Source organism: Acinetobacter sp. A2 (assembly GCF_048537555.1).
GTDB lineage: Bacteria > Pseudomonadota > Gammaproteobacteria > Pseudomonadales > Moraxellaceae > Acinetobacter.
Window position 1 is genome coordinate 320,844 of record NZ_CP183239.1, and the last position, 18,104, is coordinate 338,947.

15 protein-coding genes are annotated in these 18,104 nt (G+C 43.8%); 1 reads left to right on the plus strand and 14 read right to left on the minus strand.

What is annotated here, in order from left to right:
• Positions 1-3: 3 nt before the first annotated feature.
• The 13 genes from ACNS8M_RS01470 to ACNS8M_RS01530 all read right to left on the minus strand — a co-directional run bounded on the left by ACNS8M_RS01470 (position 4) and on the right by ACNS8M_RS01530 (position 15,807).
• On the minus strand, positions 4-279 hold the full coding sequence (locus ACNS8M_RS01470) for a monovalent cation/H+ antiporter subunit F (RefSeq protein ID WP_104852958.1): 276 nt from the start codon (positions 277-279) through the stop codon (positions 4-6).
• Positions 276-809: a Na+/H+ antiporter subunit E gene (locus ACNS8M_RS01475; RefSeq protein WP_168525195.1), complete on the minus strand. Its 534-nt coding sequence runs from the start codon at positions 807-809 to the stop codon at positions 276-278. Before ACNS8M_RS01475 ends, ACNS8M_RS01470 begins: the two co-directional genes overlap by 4 nt.
• Before the next feature lie 2 nt (positions 810-811).
• Positions 812-2,620, minus strand: coding sequence for a monovalent cation/H+ antiporter subunit D (locus ACNS8M_RS01480; RefSeq protein WP_168541337.1), 1,809 nt, complete (start codon positions 2,618-2,620; stop codon positions 812-814).
• Positions 2,620-2,985, minus strand: a complete 366-nt coding sequence (locus tag ACNS8M_RS01485; RefSeq protein ID WP_168417573.1) for a Na+/H+ antiporter subunit C — start codon at positions 2,983-2,985, stop codon at positions 2,620-2,622. The genes ACNS8M_RS01480 and ACNS8M_RS01485 overlap by 1 nt, the downstream gene beginning before the upstream one ends.
• Before the next feature lie 4 nt (positions 2,986-2,989).
• The gene (locus tag ACNS8M_RS01490) at positions 2,990-5,827 is read right to left on the minus strand and encodes a monovalent cation/H+ antiporter subunit A (protein WP_419225035.1); all 2,838 of its coding nucleotides are present in this window, start codon (positions 5,825-5,827) and stop codon (positions 2,990-2,992) included.
• A gap of 665 nt (positions 5,828-6,492) precedes the next feature.
• Positions 6,493-7,866: an AAA family ATPase gene (locus ACNS8M_RS01495; RefSeq protein ID WP_168541341.1), complete on the minus strand. Its 1,374-nt coding sequence runs from the start codon at positions 7,864-7,866 to the stop codon at positions 6,493-6,495.
• 16 nt (positions 7,867-7,882) lie between these two features.
• Positions 7,883-9,385 carry a UvrD-helicase domain-containing protein gene (locus ACNS8M_RS01500; protein ID WP_168541343.1) on the minus strand — a complete coding sequence of 501 codons (1,503 nt, stop codon included), beginning with the start codon at positions 9,383-9,385 and terminating at the stop codon, positions 7,883-7,885.
• A 28-nt stretch (positions 9,386-9,413) separates the two neighbouring features.
• Positions 9,414-10,196, minus strand: coding sequence for a bifunctional phosphoribosyl-AMP cyclohydrolase/phosphoribosyl-ATP diphosphatase HisIE (gene hisIE / locus ACNS8M_RS01505; RefSeq protein ID WP_168525203.1), 783 nt, complete (start codon positions 10,194-10,196; stop codon positions 9,414-9,416).
• 126 nt (positions 10,197-10,322) lie between these two features.
• A complete protein-coding gene (locus ACNS8M_RS01510; RefSeq protein WP_168541345.1) occupies positions 10,323-11,402 on the minus strand; it encodes a patatin-like phospholipase family protein in 1,080 nt (359 codons plus the stop codon).
• A 193-nt stretch (positions 11,403-11,595) separates the two neighbouring features.
• Positions 11,596-13,215 carry an ABC1 kinase family protein gene (locus ACNS8M_RS01515; RefSeq protein ID WP_168541347.1) on the minus strand — a complete coding sequence of 540 codons (1,620 nt, stop codon included), beginning with the start codon at positions 13,213-13,215 and terminating at the stop codon, positions 11,596-11,598.
• Between the two features lie 13 nt (positions 13,216-13,228).
• On the minus strand, positions 13,229-13,924 hold the full coding sequence (locus tag ACNS8M_RS01520; RefSeq protein WP_168541349.1) for a ubiquinone biosynthesis accessory factor UbiJ: 696 nt from the start codon (positions 13,922-13,924) through the stop codon (positions 13,229-13,231).
• An 11-nt stretch (positions 13,925-13,935) separates the two neighbouring features.
• Positions 13,936-14,880, minus strand: coding sequence for a bifunctional demethylmenaquinone methyltransferase/2-methoxy-6-polyprenyl-1,4-benzoquinol methylase UbiE (gene ubiE, locus ACNS8M_RS01525; protein ID WP_419225036.1), 945 nt, complete (start codon positions 14,878-14,880; stop codon positions 13,936-13,938).
• A gap of 219 nt (positions 14,881-15,099) precedes the next feature.
• Positions 15,100-15,807 (minus strand): FFLEELY motif protein, encoded by a 708-nt coding sequence (locus tag ACNS8M_RS01530; protein ID WP_168525207.1) that lies wholly within the window; start codon positions 15,805-15,807, stop codon positions 15,100-15,102.
• A 191-nt stretch (positions 15,808-15,998) separates the two neighbouring features.
• Between ACNS8M_RS01530 and ACNS8M_RS01535 the strand changes: the two genes are divergently transcribed.
• Positions 15,999-17,417 (plus strand): phosphate--AMP phosphotransferase, encoded by a 1,419-nt coding sequence (locus tag ACNS8M_RS01535; protein ID WP_168541353.1) that lies wholly within the window; start codon positions 15,999-16,001, stop codon positions 17,415-17,417.
• A gap of 63 nt (positions 17,418-17,480) precedes the next feature.
• Here ACNS8M_RS01535 and ACNS8M_RS01540 read toward each other — a convergent pair whose 3' ends face one another.
• On the minus strand, positions 17,481-17,990 hold the full coding sequence (locus ACNS8M_RS01540) for a hypothetical protein (protein ID WP_171525682.1): 510 nt from the start codon (positions 17,988-17,990) through the stop codon (positions 17,481-17,483).
• Positions 17,991-18,104 lie beyond the last annotated feature (114 nt).

Consider the following 18,104-nt stretch of genomic DNA (forward strand, 5'->3'; position numbering starts at 1 on the left):
TCCTTAATCAATCACGTGGCCACTGGTAAAGTAGCGCGCCAGAGCAGCTGTTGATACAAAGCCCAACATCGCCACCAATAAAGCACCTTCAAATAATGAGGTACTGCTCCAATAAATGCCCAATACCACCACCAAGCAGGTTGCGTTTAAAAATAAGGTATCTAAAGCCAACAGGCGGTCTACTATTGAAGGGCCAAGAATCAGGCGGAACAAGCACATTAACATTGAGATGGTGATCGCAATCATACAAATCCCAAGGGCATAGGGTAGGATGCTCATACCTTCTCTCCTGTTTGTGCACCAAAAATTTCAATTAATGGCTTTTCATAACGGTTTTTAATGTCCTGAATATCCACGTTTTCATCTTCAGTGCTCAGGGCATGTACCAAAATATCACCACGATCTTGATCGATACCTGCGGTAACAGTACCAGGAGTCGTGGTGATGATCATTGCCAGAATACTGTTGACTTGCTCATGTTGCGTTTCCAATGGAACACGGAACCATTTTGGCTGCATTCGGTCTGTCGGGCCAAGTACCAGTTTTGCGACACGCACATTGGAAATAATAATATCCCATAGCACCACAAAAAATAGGTGAATGGCTGCAGTCCATTTGATATCGGGCGTGCGAGCAATAAAAGGCTGAATCAATTTTGGAATTAGTAAAGCTAAAACCAAAGCCATCAACAAATTGCCTGCAGAGATACTATGCGCCAACATTAGCCAGCTCAGTGCGACCAACACTGAAACAAAGGGGTGGGGGAGCAACCTGTCCCAAAACGAAGTTTTTTGTCTCGTTTTTTGCATGTTTAAGGCTCCGCAGGTTTGAGTTGAGTATCGCTAGGTTGCTGTGCTTCCTGTCGATTTTGCTGTTGAATCTGACGTTGCTTATAGTCAGAAAGATGTTCACCTTCCAAAGTGTTCGGGTGAATCACGTATGGAATTAAGTGTGCATTAGCATCCAGACTTTCTCCACCATATTTGGTTTCAGGTAAATATAGCGGGTCATAAGGCTGTACGCTAATCACATTACCCGCACGGTCTTTTTTCAAAATAATGGCTTCATAGGCCGCATTATTCTGAATTTGCTGGGCTGTACTGGCCATATAGTGCTGAATTGGGTTGGCAAATACTACATACAGCATCAAGCCTGCCAATAAAAAGTAAATCACACGGTCATTACGTGGTGGTGCAATAGCAGGCAGTGCTTGGTACTCATGGTAAGCTTCAGCTTGAATGTCATCTTCAGGTTTGGTTGCACGCCAGAACAGAATAAAACCAACACGAGTAAAGGCAATAATACTCAGCAAACTGACCAATAAAATGATGCCAATAATCCAGCCTTGATAAGGGACATTGGCCGTGGCTTGTAAGATAAAGACTTTACCCAAAAAGCCGCTAAACGGTGGTAAGCCTGCCATCATTAAAGCAATGATAAAGTATGTTAATGCAACCACTTTATGCTGTTTCATTTGTGGTGCGATGGTGAAATGATCTTTGAATTGTCCACGTTGTGAAGTAATCCAACCGCAGAGCAGATAGAACGCAGCAGCAATGAGCGTACTGTGTACCAAATAATACAGTGCGGCAGACCAAGCCTGCGTGTTCATCATGGAAATGGCAATCAAAATGGTGCCAATTGAAGACAGCACCATAAAACCAACAAAACGGCGCAGACGTTCTGCACCAATGGCGCCAATGACCCCATAGAGAGAGGTAATGAGACCAATTGGCAGCAGCCAGTTTTGTAGAATTTTATGGCTGAGCGCATCATCAAATACAGTACCGTTGACCCGTAAAATCGCATAAACACCGACTTTGGTCATGATGGTGAACAAAGCTGCTACAGGGGTCGTAGCCACGGCATAGGTTTTAGGTAACCAGAAACCTACAGGCAACATGGCGGCTTTAATACCAAACACTACAAATAACAGTAACCCACCTGCAACGGCAATTTTGTGAGCATCGGCATCTAACAGCGGGATGAGACGAGCAACATCAGCCATATTCAGGCTGCCCACACTGCCGTAAATCATGCCTAAACCAATCAGGAATAGGGCAGATGCCAGCAGGTTGATGGTGACGTAGTGAATCCCGAGCTGAAAACGTGCTTTACCTTGTCCGTGTAATAACAGGACATAAGAGGCTAGCAATAACACTTCAAAGAAAACGAACAGGTTGAATAAGTCACCTGTGAGGAAGGCACCACAGAGGCCCATGAGCAGGAAATGCACCATGGTGTGGAAATAGCGACCACGTTCATCCCATTTTTTGCTGGAGAACCACAGCAATGGCAAGGCTAGGGCATACGTCAGGACTAGCATTAAAGCCGACAATTGATCCAGCACTAAAATAATGCCAAACGGTGCTGCCCATTCACTCAAATTATAAATAATAATTTGTCCGCTACTGACTTGAATCAGGTAGCTGATGGCAGTGATTAAACCAAGTGTAGCCGAAAGATAGCTGATACCACGACGCCACGGCTGACGCCAGTCACGTGCGAGTGAACCAAACCCCGGGTTACCCAACAGCACTAAAATAAATGCGGTAAAGGTTGGAATTAGAATGCTAAAAATAGGCGAGTGCTGGGTCCAAAATTGGAGGAAATCAGTCATTATGGCTCATCCTCACGTGGATCTAGCAGCGGGTGTTCTTCTTTGGCATCGACATGGTCACTACCGGTTTCATAGCGACTGCGCAGTGCCAATTGCACAATAAAGGCAGTGGTAGCAAAACCAATGACAATGGCTGTTAAAACCAAAGCTTGTGGGAGTGGGTCACTGGTTTTACTGGCTTCGGTCAAAATAGCAGGCGCATTTAATTGAATACGTCCCATACTGAATAAGAAGATATTGACCGCATAGCCAATCATGGCCAAGCCCAGTACCACAGGAAAGGTACGGGCACGTAAAATTAAATAAATACCTGTCGCGACTAACATTCCAATGGCAGACGCAATTAAAATTTCAAGACTAATCATTGCATTACTCCTTTGGAAGTGGGCCAGACATGCCAGAGTGACGTGAGTCGCCCAAGACGGAAATCATCAGCATCACTGCGCCGACCACAGTCAGATAAACCCCAACATCAAACAAGGCCGCAGAAGCCAGATGTAATTCACCAATCAGCGGTGGATTCACATAAATATGTGCACTGGTCAAGAATGGACGTCCCCAGAACCATGCAGCAAGCCCAGTCAGCCCAGCAACACTTAAACCGATGCCAATCCAGATTTCGTATAAACGTCCAGATTTGGCTTTTAGCATTTGTTCGGTTTGATCTTGCCCTAGCGCAATGTATTGGATGATTAAAGCCATAGCGGTAATTAAACCTGCAATAAAGCCGCCACCCGGTAAGTTGTGACCACGCAAGAAAATATACAGACTCACCACCAATGCGATTGGTAAAATCCACGAAGCGGTAATACGCAACATCAATGGAGATGGGTTAAAGCGGTAGGTCAGGCCTTGGGTCATAATGGTGCCGTGTGTACGCATGCCATCCATGAGGCATAGTGTGCCAATTGCGGCAATGCCCAATACGGTAATTTCACCAAAGGTATCGAAACCACGGAAGTCGACCAAAATTACGTTAACCACGTTGGTACCGCCACCCAAAGGAATGGACTGCTGGTTGAAGAACCATGAAATTGAGTTATGGTCACGGGTCATCACCAACCATGCAATCCAGCCAATGCCAATCCCGCCACCAATCGCAATTAAGGCATCTCGCCAGCGACGTGAACTGCTTGACTCATACGGGGTTAATTGTGGGAGTAGGGATAGGCTCATTAACAATAAAACAGTGGTGACGACATCCACCGTGATTTGAGTTTGTGCCAAATCAGGTGCAGAAAGCCCCACAAAAATCATGGTTACGACTAAACCAACCGCACCGCTGATTAAGACAGCCTTGATGCGTTCATGGTGGAACCACAGCATCATCCAACATGCAGAGAACAGCAATAACCACAAGACTATAGCAATCAGTGGCGCATGGGTCAGTTCACGTGTACCTGTGCTTAACCCTTGATTCAACAAAGGTGTGGCGACTATAAACACGGTAAACACAATAATCCACACCAAATAGCTTTGTAGTGAACCATTTTCAGTTTTACGTTTGATTTTGCGTGAAACTTGTAGCAGGTGCTTTAAAAATGATTCAAACAGCAGTTTGCCTTGGAATTGCCCCAAGTGTGGGTCGAGGTCAATTTCACGGATTTTTCCACCTTTGGCGAGCGAGAAATAGAAGATGATCCCGCCTAGCAGAGCAATCGCACTCATTAATAGGGGTACATTAAAACCATGCCAAATGGCTAAATGTGCACCTTCAAAGTTGAGCAGTTGGGTGCTGGCACGTGTGGTGCTATTGACTATGTGTTCGACCAATAATGCAGGCAAGATACCGACTAAAATACATAAGATCGCCAAGAGTGTTGCTGGTGCACGCATCCCAAAAGGCGGCTCATGTGCATCTTTATTCGGTACATCTTTACCAATTGGGCCATCAAAGAACACGCCATGTACTAGGCGAATAGAATAGGCGACCGCAAAAATACCCGCTAGTGTGGCAACCAACGCAGAGATGAGCATGACAGGGCCTGACAAATTGGCCAGTAGTTCGGTAAAGAACATTTCTTTGGACAAGAAGCCATTGGTCAGTGGTACACCTGCCATTGAAGCTGCGGTGATCATGGTTAAGGTGGCGGTAAACGGTAGCAATTGCCACAAACCACTGAGTTTGCGTAAATCGCGGGTACCTGATTCGTGGTCAATAATTCCCGCAATCATAAACAGCGCAGCTTTAAAGGTGGCATGGTTAATGATGTGGAAGATTGCTGCTGCCACTGCCAGTGGTGAACCAATGCCGAGCAAACACATGATTAGCCCTAAATGGCTGATGGTGGAGTATGCCAATAAACCTTTTAAGTCTTCTTTGAAAATGGCAAAGAAGGCGGCCATACATAGGGTAAACAAGCCAATAAAAGTGACCAAATTATGATACAGCGCTGCCCCAGCAAAAATTGGCAATAGGCGTGCAATTAAGAAAATCCCTGCTTTGACCATTGTGGCTGAATGCAGATAGGCCGATACGGGTGTCGGTGCAGCCATGGCATTCGGAAGCCAGAAATGGAATGGGAATTGCGCACTTTTGGTAAATGCACCCAATAAAATCAGTGATAATGTCGGTACAAATAAATGATGCTGCTGAATTTGCTCAGTCATCATTAAAATTTGATCAATTTGGTAAGTGCCTGTGATTTGTGCTAACAGTACAAAACCACCGAGCATGGCCAGTCCACCCATACCAGTAATGGTGAGCGCCATACGTGAGCCGCGTTGTGCAGCTTCATAATTGCTCCAGTAACCCACCAACAAGAATGAGGAAATACTGGTCAGTTCCCAAAACGTTAGCAGTAAAATCAGGTTATTGGACAGGGAGATGCCCAGCATGGCAGCCATAAACAGCATGAGCAGCACGTACAGCTTACTGAGTGAATTTTGAGGGCTTAAATAATAATACGCATAGATGAAAATGAGCGTACCGATGCCCGTAATTAGCAAAGAAAATAACAGACCTAGAGCGTCTAGACGAAAGCTTAAATCAATCCCTAACTGAGGGAGCCAAGACCATGTTTGAATGATCGTTGCGCCATTAAAGACCGCTTTTGCTTGAGTCAGTAGCAGAATAAGGCTGCTGAGACTGACTCCGATTGCCCCTAAAGCCGTTACCCCGCGCGAAAACTGTTTCAGCCACGAGACAAGGGTTGTGCCTAGTACTAACGGTAACAATATAATAATCGGTAGCACACTCATATCCATTGTCGTGAATAGGTTTGAAACCTAAGGATGAATCTTATCTTTCAAGGATTACAGGACAGCAACATGCCATCCAAAAGACTCAATCTTGAAAGCCAATTGGTCGTGCCAGTGTGGACACGTTGTCTATTGTTTTGACCAGCATATTGGTTGTGGCTTGAGTCAGAAACAGGCTATGCAAAAATCAATTTTGCCTTGCCGCATGACCTTAGACAGCAAAATATGCTCATCTTTCGCTGTATGAAGCAGCGAACTGGGTTGTGCTTGGTTTTGGCTAATGCTGTGCTTAAAAATCTGTTAGATGCATCCGTTCAATATGAAAATAGTCAGGCTATTTTCTTATTTGATGTCACACCTGCTGCATTTTAGTTTACAGCACTCACCGTGTATGAAAAGGTCGATAGACACGATTCAAAATATAAAAAAGTTGTATTGCGCAACTTAAAAAACTACAGCAAAATCGGATTTTACTATAAAAGTTTAAAATTAATCTGATTTTATTACATGAATAAAACAACATCAATTTTTTCTGCATACAGCGAAGTCATTATATACCCGATGGTACAGACCCGAAGCATCTTGCTCTGAATTTTATTGAAATATTCTACTTAACCTTAAATTTTGTACAAAATAAATGGTCATGCTCTACATCTAGCTGAAGTTTTAGCTTAGATTGAGTCAGGTAGCTGATCAGTTGTTGCTTGGCTGTCTTCATTTTGCAAACGACGTAGCAGTTCCTGTTTTTGTTCTGGACTACAATGATTTTGAATCTGCTGCCAAATTTCACTGGTTATTTGTGCTTCAGTTTTTATTTCTTGTAGCGAGTTATCTTCTGAAACGCTAGTTTCCAGTAAATCTGCATAAATTTGTGCAAACTGTGGCTGTAGGCTTTGCCAATGAATAGTGTTTAATTGTTTGTGTTCAAGTTTTAGGCACTGAAAGCGTTCAGCCTGTTCTAAAAGTTCGCTACGGTTACCTGTGGCAATAATTTGCAAGCGTGGGAAAGCTTGATGCAAACGCATCAAAATTTGTGCAGCATGTGATTGATCCAGTTGATGGTCAATCTGATCAATCAATAAAATGCCGTCACCTTCTGTACACGGATAAAGGCTGTTCGGATTGAGTAGACATAAACGCCGTACAATATCCCCAACTAATGCAATCCAGTTGCGCTGACTGTTCGATAGTTGTTGATACAATAATTCTTTGCCCTGACAACGCACCATGAGTTGTAGCTTTGGCAAATATTGCAGATAAATATCTTCAATTTCAGGTAGTACAATCTGTAAAGCATCTTTGAGTGCTTGCAAACCGGGTGCATGCATTTGTGAGTAAGCATGTAATAGCGACTGATTTAGTGCCTGTGGCAACTCACTTTGCTGTTGCTGATACAGCTTGTGTAGCAATTGCGCACTTTGGGCATTTTCAATATCAGAAACTTCCCGCAACCACTCAAAAAAACGGCTAAAGGTGGTGAAAGGAATCGCTGCAATTTCGTAGGCATGCCTAGGCTGTAAAATCAGTGGGTTATTTTTATTGAGTAAATTGACTTCATTCACAAAGCGTTCCGCAGGGTAGTAGGCGATCAGCGGTAGACCTTGCATTGGGTCATGTCGAATAGCATGCTGATAGAGCTGCACCATTTTTTCCAGTTTGGTGGTTTCAACTTTGCTCACCCCAACAGCATTGCTGTTCAGGGTTTTATACAGTTGCCAGTCACAGTGTTGAATATTTTCAATTTGTGTGTTGCTTGATTCTGCCAGACTGCCAATTTCTATCGGAATCTCCACACACACATCAATTTTTGCTTGTAAGCGCGTTTGCATAATGTCTTGATCTTGCATGACCAAGCCCGCAGTGCGTAAATCTTTATAACGTGCAGCAAACCAGGTCAGTGCCTGATAACTAAAGCGCAATAGTGAAGTTTTCCCAGCACTCTGGTCGCCTAAAATAAGGGTGATGGGAAGATCGTGATAATTCAGTTCAAGTTTTAAGTCTACAAAATGGGTGATGTGTCTGAAATGAACCGATGTAATTTTCATAGCGCACCTGCTGCAATTACCCCACCGCTTTGCGTAACGATGTCGGCATTTTTATTTTCAGTTGTTGTACCAAATCGTAAATATGATGAATATTTAAACTTACTTTAGCACGTGTGCAGGCCACGTACAGTAATCTTAACTCTTCATCACTAATTTTATGTTCTTTGTCATTCAGCTTAAACTGGTAGTCATCTTCAATATGTACCCGATTCCATTCCAGACCTTTGGCTTTATGCGCTGTCGAAATAATATAGTCAGCTTGGTCAATGGGGGTAATTTTAGCCAGTGCCCGTTTTAGTGGGTCGGTTCCATGATCATCCACCAGTTTTACCAAAGGTTTAATGTCACTGCCATCGTTAGTTTCGCAATATTCATGTACATCATGCCATGAGTTGAACCACGCCAGTTCAGGTACATCGGTCACACGTTTGCCTTGTTTCAGCATCGCGGCAGCATCAACAAAACGGTTTAAACGCACATGGTCAGCCTGTAAACTGACTTTATCGCCATGCACCAAACCTGCCAGTAACAATTCCATAGCACGGGCATTGGTGCGGCATAAAATTGCATCACGCATTTTGGTGTGTGGCTTGTTCACTACTTTTGAATGTAGTTGCGGATTGCCAAGCAAAGGCACGGTTTCATTCAGTCCGCCTAAAATGGCATTGGCTGTCAGCGCAATTTCTTCACCAAAACGGAAAGATGTGGTCAGGCGTGATTCAGGCAAGGGCAGTTGTTGCATGGCATTGACTGCACCACGCCATGCGTAAATTTGCTGGTGTGCATCGCCCACATAAATCACCTGCGTATTGCGTTGCTTGAGTAAAATACCCAACATGAGTGGGTCAGCATCTTGCGCTTCATCAAACAGGACATAATCGGCAGGAATATTGGGTTCCGACAAAGCCCAAAGTTTGAGGTAAATATCGTGCCCAATACCTGCCTGATGATTGGGGTCAATCGACTCCAGCCAACGCCGCTCCACCGCAGGGTAAAGATGTTTTTGTAAAGTGTCGATGTCGTCTGGGTGCAGCCAACTAGGTGCTTGTAAATGCCGTGGGGCAGGGTATTGCGAACTGGTCGAGCAGAAATAACTGACTGCGTTTGCGACCAAGCTGGCTAATCGACTTGGCATCAGCACATATTTTTCATAACGTCCGCCCATCATCCGTCTAAGGGTAATCGGCTCTAAACGGTACTCTTTGGCAATAAAGCTGGGGCTTAAGCGCGGTAGACGTAATTTGTCGGTGACTCCACGTGGAACGCTGCGGTAAGCAAGCGAGTGGAAAGTGCGACAATCGACCTGACGGTGAAATTTACTCTGTGCTTCAGAGGCAATGGCTTTGTTAAAAGCCAAATACATGCCACGCCGCTCAGGCATAGCATCACTGATCATTTGTAAGGTGGTGGTTTTACCTGTGCCTGCGTAGGCAATCACTTTAAAGGATTTACCCAGACGTGCGTTGTCTATGGCAGTGGCTTGCTCATAGGTCGGGCTGGGCTTGATAAGGACAGACACAGATATCAGCGTTGGTTTTAATTAAGCGTTAGTGGCTGCGGTTGGCTTTTTCAACTAAGCCAGATAAGCCTTGGCGACGTGCCAATTCATTCAGTACCACTTGCGGCTCAATGTCGAAATAACCCAACATTACAATGCTGTGGAACCATAAATCTGCCACTTCATAAATTAGGTCATTTTTATTGTTGGCATTGGCTTCGGTATTGAAGTCTTTGGCTGCAATAATCGCTTCTACGGTTTCTTCACCGACTTTTTCCAAAATTTTGTTCAAGCCTTTGTGGTACAGCTTTGCTACATAAGAAGAGTCAGGATTGGCGGTTTTACGCTCGCTCATCATTTGCCCTAAATAGGCCAAAACTTCAACTTGCTCAGCTTGTGCCTTAGACTGACTCATGGCCTGCGTGTGGGCATTGGCGGCTTGTTCACCGTAAATTTGATTTGGGTCTTTCAGTTGTGCATCTACAATTTCCCAGCCGTTGGCTGTGAGTTTGCGATAGAAACAAGATTCACGACCTGTGTGGCAGGCAATGCCGCCATGCTGTTCAATTTGTAGAATGATGACATCGGCATCGCAGTCTAGGCGAATTTCATGCACAGTCTGAAAGTGTCCAGATTCTTCACCTTTGTGCCACAATTTATTGCGTGAACGTGAAAAATATACGGCCTGATTTTTTTCAGCAGTCAGTGCCAAGGCTTCACGGTTCATCCATGCCACCATCAACACACGTCCTGTTTGATGATGTTGTGCAATGGCAGGCACTAATCCTTGTTCGTTAAATTTTACTTCATCGAGCCATTGCAAGTTATTCATGAGTTGTTCACCAAAATTAATTTAAATTGTATGGACGCCATTTTCTAAGCGCACGATTTTGCATCGTCCCTATAGTGTACGTGATTCAGGACAATTTACCTAAATTATCTTGCTAGATTTATGCTGTCAAAGCGTTTGCATAAACTGCGGGAAGTTTTGTTTTTCCACCATTTCCAAGAATTCATCGCCCAAACGTTGGCTTTCCGCTACGGACTGTTTCCATAAGCGAATTCGCTGCGCTTGATCTAGACCTTTTAAAGTGAAGTCTTTACGATCTGGCAAACGGCCTAAAGGCAGGCTGCTCAAATATTCTGCCGAAGGTGATAGTAAAAGTGTCCGTGCCTGATTTTCAGGATTGGCCTTGCGGTTTTTCAACATTTTATCGAACCAGCCCGGGGTGATGCTGTCAGTAAAGTGTGGATACAGCACGATGCCCTGACTCTGGTATGGCAAATCTAAGTGGTAGTCAATCAAGCCACCATCCCGATAACTGCCCACTGGCGCATCAGGAATGTCACGAATAGCAGACATCACCCCTGGAATAGACGCTGAGGCGAGTAGCCACGGTGCGACATTTTGCTCATTTAGGGCTTGGTAATGGGTGACAAAATCATCCTCAACCATAAACTGTTGCCCTTGCGCAGGTTGGCTGATGACCCGTTGCATAAACAAGCGGTTGTGTTTACGTGCAATGGCATTGCTACCAATAATTCCTGCCACAGAAGCGAGCAAAGGTAAGGCTTGGTCACTTTGGAAAATATGCTGAGCTTTGACTGAAATGACCGTTAGGTGATAGTCAGGGTGGTTGATCAGTTGCTGTTGCTGTCCTTGAATCAGTTCAAACAGCATGTTCTGACAAATCTCAGCCACCTCTTGGCGTGACATTTTTTTATGAAAATATAGGTTGGTGTATAAATCGGACAGACGCTCAGTACCTTGTTTTGCGCCCCAAGCCAAAATACTGGCAAAGCGCCAACTGCCAATGGAAGAACCGACAACTGTACGGCGTTTAGGGGCTTGGGCAAAAAACTCACCAAAAATTGCTTGATCTAGTCCTTGTATGCCAATGCCTTTGGGGCCACCTGCTGCACCAGGAATAATATCAACCTGTTGGGCGTGTAAACCTTCTTGTTCAATCAGTTGGCGGGCCAAATGTCCTGCACGGATACTGAGGGCAGGGGCACGTTTATGCAAAATCTGAGTCATGCTTAATCTATAACGCTACAAATGTGCATTAATTGTAGGCGTGGGGATTTTTGCAGCAATGGCGAGAGGCATCACTTGGTGACTGATCAGTCATAGAGCTGTTTGTGGTGATGTTGATATTGAGAGGATAAAAAATCCTGCTTTTAAAGCAGGATTTTAAATATTGATGATCTGCTGATCAAACAATGTCACTTTATTTGACTACGCGCCAAACCGCCAAAAAGCTTGCCAAGACAATCAAAACAATAGACACATACCACGGTGCGATAATTGCAATGGATAGGAAAATGGCCATGATGCTGCCAAAAATCCAACTGCGTTTTTGCTGATGTTCCATTTGCAGGCGCATGCTTTGTAATTCATGCAATTGTTTAGAATGCCACGCTGACTGGTTTTTAAGACCGTTTAAACTATCAATCATTAAACTTGGCAAGTCTTGTGCACCTAGCAACAGGTCAGGAATTTGCTGACCAATTTCTTTGACATTTTTGACAGGATTCATATTGGCTTTAATCCAGTCGGTCAAAATTGGTTTTGCCAGTTTCCAAATGTCCAGTTCAGGGTATAAGTCGGTGCCTAAGCCCTCAACATGCACCAAGGTTTTAAGTAGCAGCATCAATTGCGGTGGAATTTCCAAATGGAAGCGACGAGCAATATCCATGACTTGAATCAGGATGCCTGCAAAGTCCAATTCGTGCATTGGTTTAGACACCATTGGCCCGACAGTACGGCGCATTTCACGGGCTAAGGCATCTTGATCTGTGCCTGGTGGAATCCAACCGGCCTGATGCACCACTTGAATCAACTGCATGAAGTTGCTGTTCATGACGGCAAGTAGCATACGCGCTACAGTCATTTGGTCATGTTTAGACAACTCCCCCATAATGGCACAATCCAATGCAATAAAACGCGGATTGTTGGGGTTAATGGTTTCCACAAAGACGTTGCCTGGGTGCATGTCGGCATGGAAAAAGTTGTCACGAAACACTTGGGTAAAGAAAATGGTCAGGCCTTTTTCTGCCAAATCGGCACGATCCATGCCCAAACGGTCAAAGGTTGCTGTGTCGGAAATTGGCACACCAGTAATGCGCTCTGCCACCATGACATCTTTACTGTCCATATAGACTTCAGGCACGTACATCATGCTTGAGCCTGTAAAGTAGTGGCGCATGCGGCGAGTATTGTCTGCTTCTAAGGTCAAATCCAGTTCATTAAGAATAATTTGACGATAGTCCTGAATAATTTCAGACAAATGCAAGGCACGTGCAGCTTCCAGACGTTTTTCCAGTGCAGCACCTAGCCATTCCAGAATTTCAAAATCTTGCAAAATTTGCTGACGAATATCGGGGCGGGTGACTTTTACCACCACTTCACGACCATCATGCAAAGCCGCTGTATGTACTTGTGCGATGGATGCCGCTGCTAAAGGCTGCTCATCAAAACGAGCAAATAGGGTATTGATGTCTGCCTTGAGTGATTGCTGAATCCGCATTTGTGCCACATCAGAACCAAAAGGTTTGACACGGTCTTGCAGCAAGACCAACTGCTGTAAAACTTCAGGCGGAATCAGGTCACGACGAGTAGACAACAACTGACCAAGTTTAATAGCCAGGGGCCCCATTTCTTCTAGGGCTTCTTTGAGCTTAAGCGGGTTTTTACGCTCTTTACTTGACCATGCCGCAGGGTGCATGCGAATCAAACTCAGCGCATGTCGAGCCTTTTCTGGTAGTTCTTCCGCAGGAAACAACGTGTCGAGTCTATAGTGCGCGGCAATGCGCCAAAGTTCGAGTAAACGTGAAACGTGCGGAATCATAAAGACTTATTCCCTAGGGCTGAGTGGAGTTTGAAGTATCAGAAGCCGTTTCTGGCATTGCATCAAGCTGAGCCTGTAGCTGGTGAATTTTGGCTTCAGCACGGTCTAAGTTTTGTTGGAAAATGCGAGTGTCTTGTTGCAAGTCATCCATTTGCCAGCGTGGGGCAAATAGACCACTGTCTTCTTTTAAGGCATCTTCAGCAAAAAATAAATGGCTGTGCAGGCTGCGTTTTAAATGTTTCGGTGCAAGCTGAATTTTACCAATTTCATGCGCCAATGCTGGGCCAATCCAAGGGCTTAAATGCGCTGCCAAGTCAGGTTCGGCCTGTTGCATAATACGCTGAATATCTTGCAACAGATGATAGTCACCTTGCAGTGGAATATTGCCCACTTCATCTGATAGCAACAGTTTGAGCAATTGCACCACATTCTTCACATGCAGCGTTGCCGTGGCAGCACTGATATTTTCGGCTTGATCAAAAGGACGTTGTTCAAAAATAGATGCACGCTCACTGTGACCTGTTACAGTCGGTTCTAAACGGACTTTATTGTCGTCAAAAAACACATCTACCGAAAGTTGTGGTGAGTCGAGCACTACACGTAACATTTTGCCGTGCAGTTGGTTGAGCTGGATGCGAGTAATTGCATCCAAATCAATAATATGGTGAATGAGTCGTTCTACAGCACCAAGGGCAAGAATAGACCACATTGTGCGCCGCCTTAGAGTTTAAAACCACGGTGAACAGCAACAATACCACCCGTGAGGTTGTGGTAGTCACAGTTTTGGAAACCTGCTTGTTCCATCATACCTTTTAAGGTGCGTTGGTCTGGGTGCATACGAATAGACTCTGCTAAGTATTTATAGCTTTCAGAATCGTTCGCAACAATTTTACCCATGATTGGCAGTGCAGTGAATGAATATAAGTCGTACAGCTTAGAGAATGGCTCAAAGACGGGTTTAGAGAATTCTAGAATTAATAAACGGCCACCTGGCTTAAGTACACGGTACATTGCGGCTAAGGCTGCATCTTTATCGGTCACGTTGCGCAAACCAAAAGAAATCGTGAGCAAGTCAAAGCTGTTGTCTTCAAAAGGTTCTAAAGTTTCGGCATTGGCCAGTACAAAATCGACATTGGTACAACCTGCATCAATCAGACGGTCACGACCCACATTTAACATAGATTCGTTAATATCTGAGAGGACGACACGACCTGTAGAGCCAACTTCACGACTAAATACTTTGGCTAAGTCGCCTGTGCCACCTGCAATATCCAGTACACGCTGACCACGGCGTACACCTGACATATTAATCGCAAAGCGCTTCCATAAACGGTGAATACCAAATGACATTAAGTCATTCATAATGTCGTATTTGCTGGCAACCGAATGGAATACTTCTGCGACTTTTTGAGCTTTATCTTCACTGCTCACAGTTTGATAACCAAAGTGCGTGGTCGGGCCAACATTGCCTGTATTGGCACCACGTGGCAAATTATATTTTGGCACTGCACCTGTTACAGAAGTGTCCGTTAATTTTTGTTCTAAAGATTGTTGCTGACCTTGTGGAGCGCCTTGTGGTAGAGGCTCTGTTAAGAATGGACTCACTTTGTCTGTTGGTTGTGCCGACTCGGGAGTAGCGGTAGGCATTTGATTTTCATTCGACATTGGAGTCACTCCTCAGATAAAAAGGCTTAAGGCTGCAGTGTATGCATGATGACAGATTCTAAGCACTTGTACAGTAATCATCATGCAATTGTTATGAATAATATACAGAAAAAATCAAATAGTGCGCTAGCCATACGCGGAATTGTTGGCTATTTCACAGAATAAGCAATCCTCTGCTTGAGCTGACAGATGGCTTAAAGATCAACTGAGTAAACATGCCTATGATTGAAAGGGATGTAAGTCACCTGCATGGACTTTGGCAATAATCTCGCGCTCAGTCGCCGTGAATTGTTTCACAAACTTTTCAGCAGATTTGAGCGGTTTCATGGCTAAGAAACCATCTTGCATAAATTCATACATGATTTGAAAACTGTATTTTTGAGCTGCACCTTTACACATTTTAAATGCGGTATACACCACAAAAGAGCGCATGTATTTATCTAGATTTTTACCCAGCTCATCGAGCATGGTTAATTGTTTTAAGCGAGCTTCGCCTTGATCGAGCTTTAAATAAGTCAACCGCATCATTTCATCATTTAAGGGCATATTTTCAGGATAGTCCTGTAGCAACTGCGCTGCGACTTGCTCATCAAGCTGTACCGCAAGAATGGCTAGACTCACACCAGATGTACCAGTTTTAATTGCATTTTCAGGAATGATTTTTTCAGCCTTATGTGCATATTTGAGCAGTCGTGCAATTTGACCTGCCAAAGCGTCAAAATCGGGGCCGCCGTATAAACGGTTTAAAAAGTAGTCTGCCATTAATACATTCTGTTTTTCTGCAAACTGCTGGGCGTGAGTACGCTGCATACGCTGTTTTTGCCATGCTTGCACATCTTGTAAGCGTTGAAATAAAACAGGATTTTTATGATATTTAAATTGATAATACAGTTCTAACAGCTCATCTAAAGCAGCAAGTTTAGACATAGGATGTCTCATTATTGTCTTGAATAGGCAAATCTTAAAGTGAGTTCGACTTCGGAGCTATGACAAATTACACACAATTCAGAAAGCAACGGGTCAGTGTGTTGAATTTATAAACAAAAACCTGATAAAAACTGTTAAAAAATGAGTCGATATTCGTATACTGATGAAATAACACAAGAACAGAGCAGATGATGTCAAAAGCAAATACTGAATTTAAACTCATGGAAGAAGAACAACTTTCAGTCGAGCTGATTGAAGCACAATATGCCTTAAAAAATACCAAAGGTGAAAAGAACGCCAAAAGTTTGCTGATTTTGGTGAGCGGTATTGAATTGGCGGGTAAAGGTGAGTCGGTTAAACAATTAAGAGAATGGGTTGATCCACGTTATTTGCGTGTAAAAGCCGATGCACCACATCCGTTTAATCCGAAACAGGCACTGTGGCAGCCTTATGCACGTTTTATCCCTGCCGAAGGTCAAATTATGGTGATGTTTGGTAATTGGTACAGCGACTTGTTAAGTACCGCTATGCATGTGTCTAAGCAAATTGATGACACCATGTTCGACAACTATGTTGAGAAAATGCGGGCCTTTGAAGAAGATTTAAAAAATAACCATGTTGATGTGATTAAAATTTGGTTTGATCTGTCTTGGAAATCTTTGCAAAAACGCTTGGATGATATGGAGCCGAGCGAAGTGCATTGGCACAAATTACATGGCTTGGACTGGCGTAATAAAAAGCAATATGACAGCTTACAAAAACTGCGTCAGCGTTTTACTGACGACTGGATCATGATTGATTGTGAAGATGAAACCATACGTGATCAGCAGTTTGCACAACATATTTTACGTGCACTGAAACATTGTCCTACACATCCGACTAGCTCTGGCATTACTTGGCAGCCTGCAGAAATTCCTGAAGTTTTATTGAATCCTGTATCTGAGGCGGTGGCAGATGATGAATATAAAGCTGAATTAAAAAAACTCACGAAAAAAGTGGCAGATGCACTGCGTTTTGATAATCGTAACGTCAGTATTGTATTTGAAGGGATGGATGCCGCAGGCAAGGGCGGTGCCATTAAACGCATTGTGAAAAAACTGGATCCGCGCGAATACGAAATTTATACCATTAGTGCGCCAGAAGCCTTTGAAATCAGTCGCCCGTATTTATGGCGTTTCTGGACGAAAATTCTGCCTGAAGAGAAAATTAATATTTTTGATCGTTCTTGGTATGGGCGTGTTTTGGTCGAGCGGGTGGAAGGTTTGATCAGTCCACTGGAGTGGCAACGTGCCTATGATGAAATTAACCGTTTTGAAAAAGATTTGAATGATCATCAAACGGTGGTGATTAAGTTTTGGCTGGCGATTGATAAAGACGAACAAGAACAGCGTTTTAAGGCGCGTCAAGAAACTGCACACAAACGCTTTAAAATTACCGATGAAGACTGGCGCAACCGTGGTCGTTGGGATGACTATTTGGTGGCTGCGGCAGATATGCTGCAACGCACCAGTACGGAATATGCACCGTGGTACGTTATTCCAAGCAATGACAAAAATGCAGCTCGTCTAGAAATTTTAAGAACCATTTTAAAACAACTCAAGGCAGATTAATCTGCCTTGGCGTGAATGTTCGTATGAATGTTTAAACGAAGTTAAAATTAGTTTTAGAACTATTTAAGCATTCATGACTTTGGCTTGTTTGAGCTGAATGCTTTTGGCTAGTTTGTAGCTTTCTTCAACATGGGTTTCGGCAATTTTTTTCATAATAAAATAACCCAAACCTGCCGCCACCATCTGTCCGCCCAGTGGAATAAACTTGGTAACTTGTTTGGTGATGTACTTGGCTGCAACATTATTCAGGGATTTTTTCACTGCGGTACGCGCCACGACCAAACCTGAAAATTCAACGCCACGTTTACGCAATTCGCTCCAGTGCACTTTTCGGGTTTCTGGGTCGTAAACACTGACTTGTTCAGGTGATAATCCAAAGCGTGCATTAATTTCGGGAATTAATTGCGACAAGATGCCAACGTCAATCACGACATCTAAAAAAGGAACTGGAATCACGGCTGCGCCTGCAGAAAAATAGGCACGTTTTTTGACCAGTTCTAGGCATTCTGCACGAATCATTTCCAAATCTAAGCTTGGATCAATCGAATCTGGGACGGTATCTCTTTTTATCATATATATAACTCTAAAATGGCACCTAATGTTTTGCTATTTGCTATCATTAAGCTACTTTATTCAAAGCATTTTTTGAATCAAGTCATGAATGAAAATATGCTTTTAAGGTGGCAT

Coding starts and splice junctions, on each gene's coding strand:
- ACNS8M_RS01470 (WP_104852958.1), bottom strand. CDS start 279: ATGAGCATCCTACCCTATGCCCTTGGGATTTGTATGATTGCGATCACC.
- ubiE (WP_419225036.1), bottom strand. CDS start 14,880: ATGTCGAATGAAAATCAAATGCCTACCGCTACTCCCGAGTCGGCACAA.
- ACNS8M_RS01520 (WP_168541349.1), bottom strand. CDS start 13,924: ATGTGGTCTATTCTTGCCCTTGGTGCTGTAGAACGACTCATTCACCAT.
- ACNS8M_RS01475 (WP_168525195.1), bottom strand. CDS start 809: ATGCAAAAAACGAGACAAAAAACTTCGTTTTGGGACAGGTTGCTCCCC.
- ACNS8M_RS01490 (WP_419225035.1), bottom strand. CDS start 5,827: ATGGATATGAGTGTGCTACCGATTATTATATTGTTACCGTTAGTACTA.
- hisIE (WP_168525203.1), bottom strand. CDS start 10,196: ATGAATAACTTGCAATGGCTCGATGAAGTAAAATTTAACGAACAAGGA.
- ACNS8M_RS01515 (WP_168541347.1), bottom strand. CDS start 13,215: ATGATTCCGCACGTTTCACGTTTACTCGAACTTTGGCGCATTGCCGCG.
- ACNS8M_RS01540 (WP_171525682.1), bottom strand. CDS start 17,990: ATGATAAAAAGAGATACCGTCCCAGATTCGATTGATCCAAGCTTAGAT.
- ACNS8M_RS01510 (WP_168541345.1), bottom strand. CDS start 11,402: ATGACTCAGATTTTGCATAAACGTGCCCCTGCCCTCAGTATCCGTGCA.
- ACNS8M_RS01495 (WP_168541341.1), bottom strand. CDS start 7,866: ATGAAAATTACATCGGTTCATTTCAGACACATCACCCATTTTGTAGAC.
- ACNS8M_RS01530 (WP_168525207.1), bottom strand. CDS start 15,807: ATGTCTAAACTTGCTGCTTTAGATGAGCTGTTAGAACTGTATTATCAA.
- ACNS8M_RS01480 (WP_168541337.1), bottom strand. CDS start 2,620: ATGACTGATTTCCTCCAATTTTGGACCCAGCACTCGCCTATTTTTAGC.
- ACNS8M_RS01535 (WP_168541353.1), top strand. CDS start 15,999: ATGTCAAAAGCAAATACTGAATTTAAACTCATGGAAGAAGAACAACTT.
- ACNS8M_RS01485 (WP_168417573.1), bottom strand. CDS start 2,985: ATGATTAGTCTTGAAATTTTAATTGCGTCTGCCATTGGAATGTTAGTC.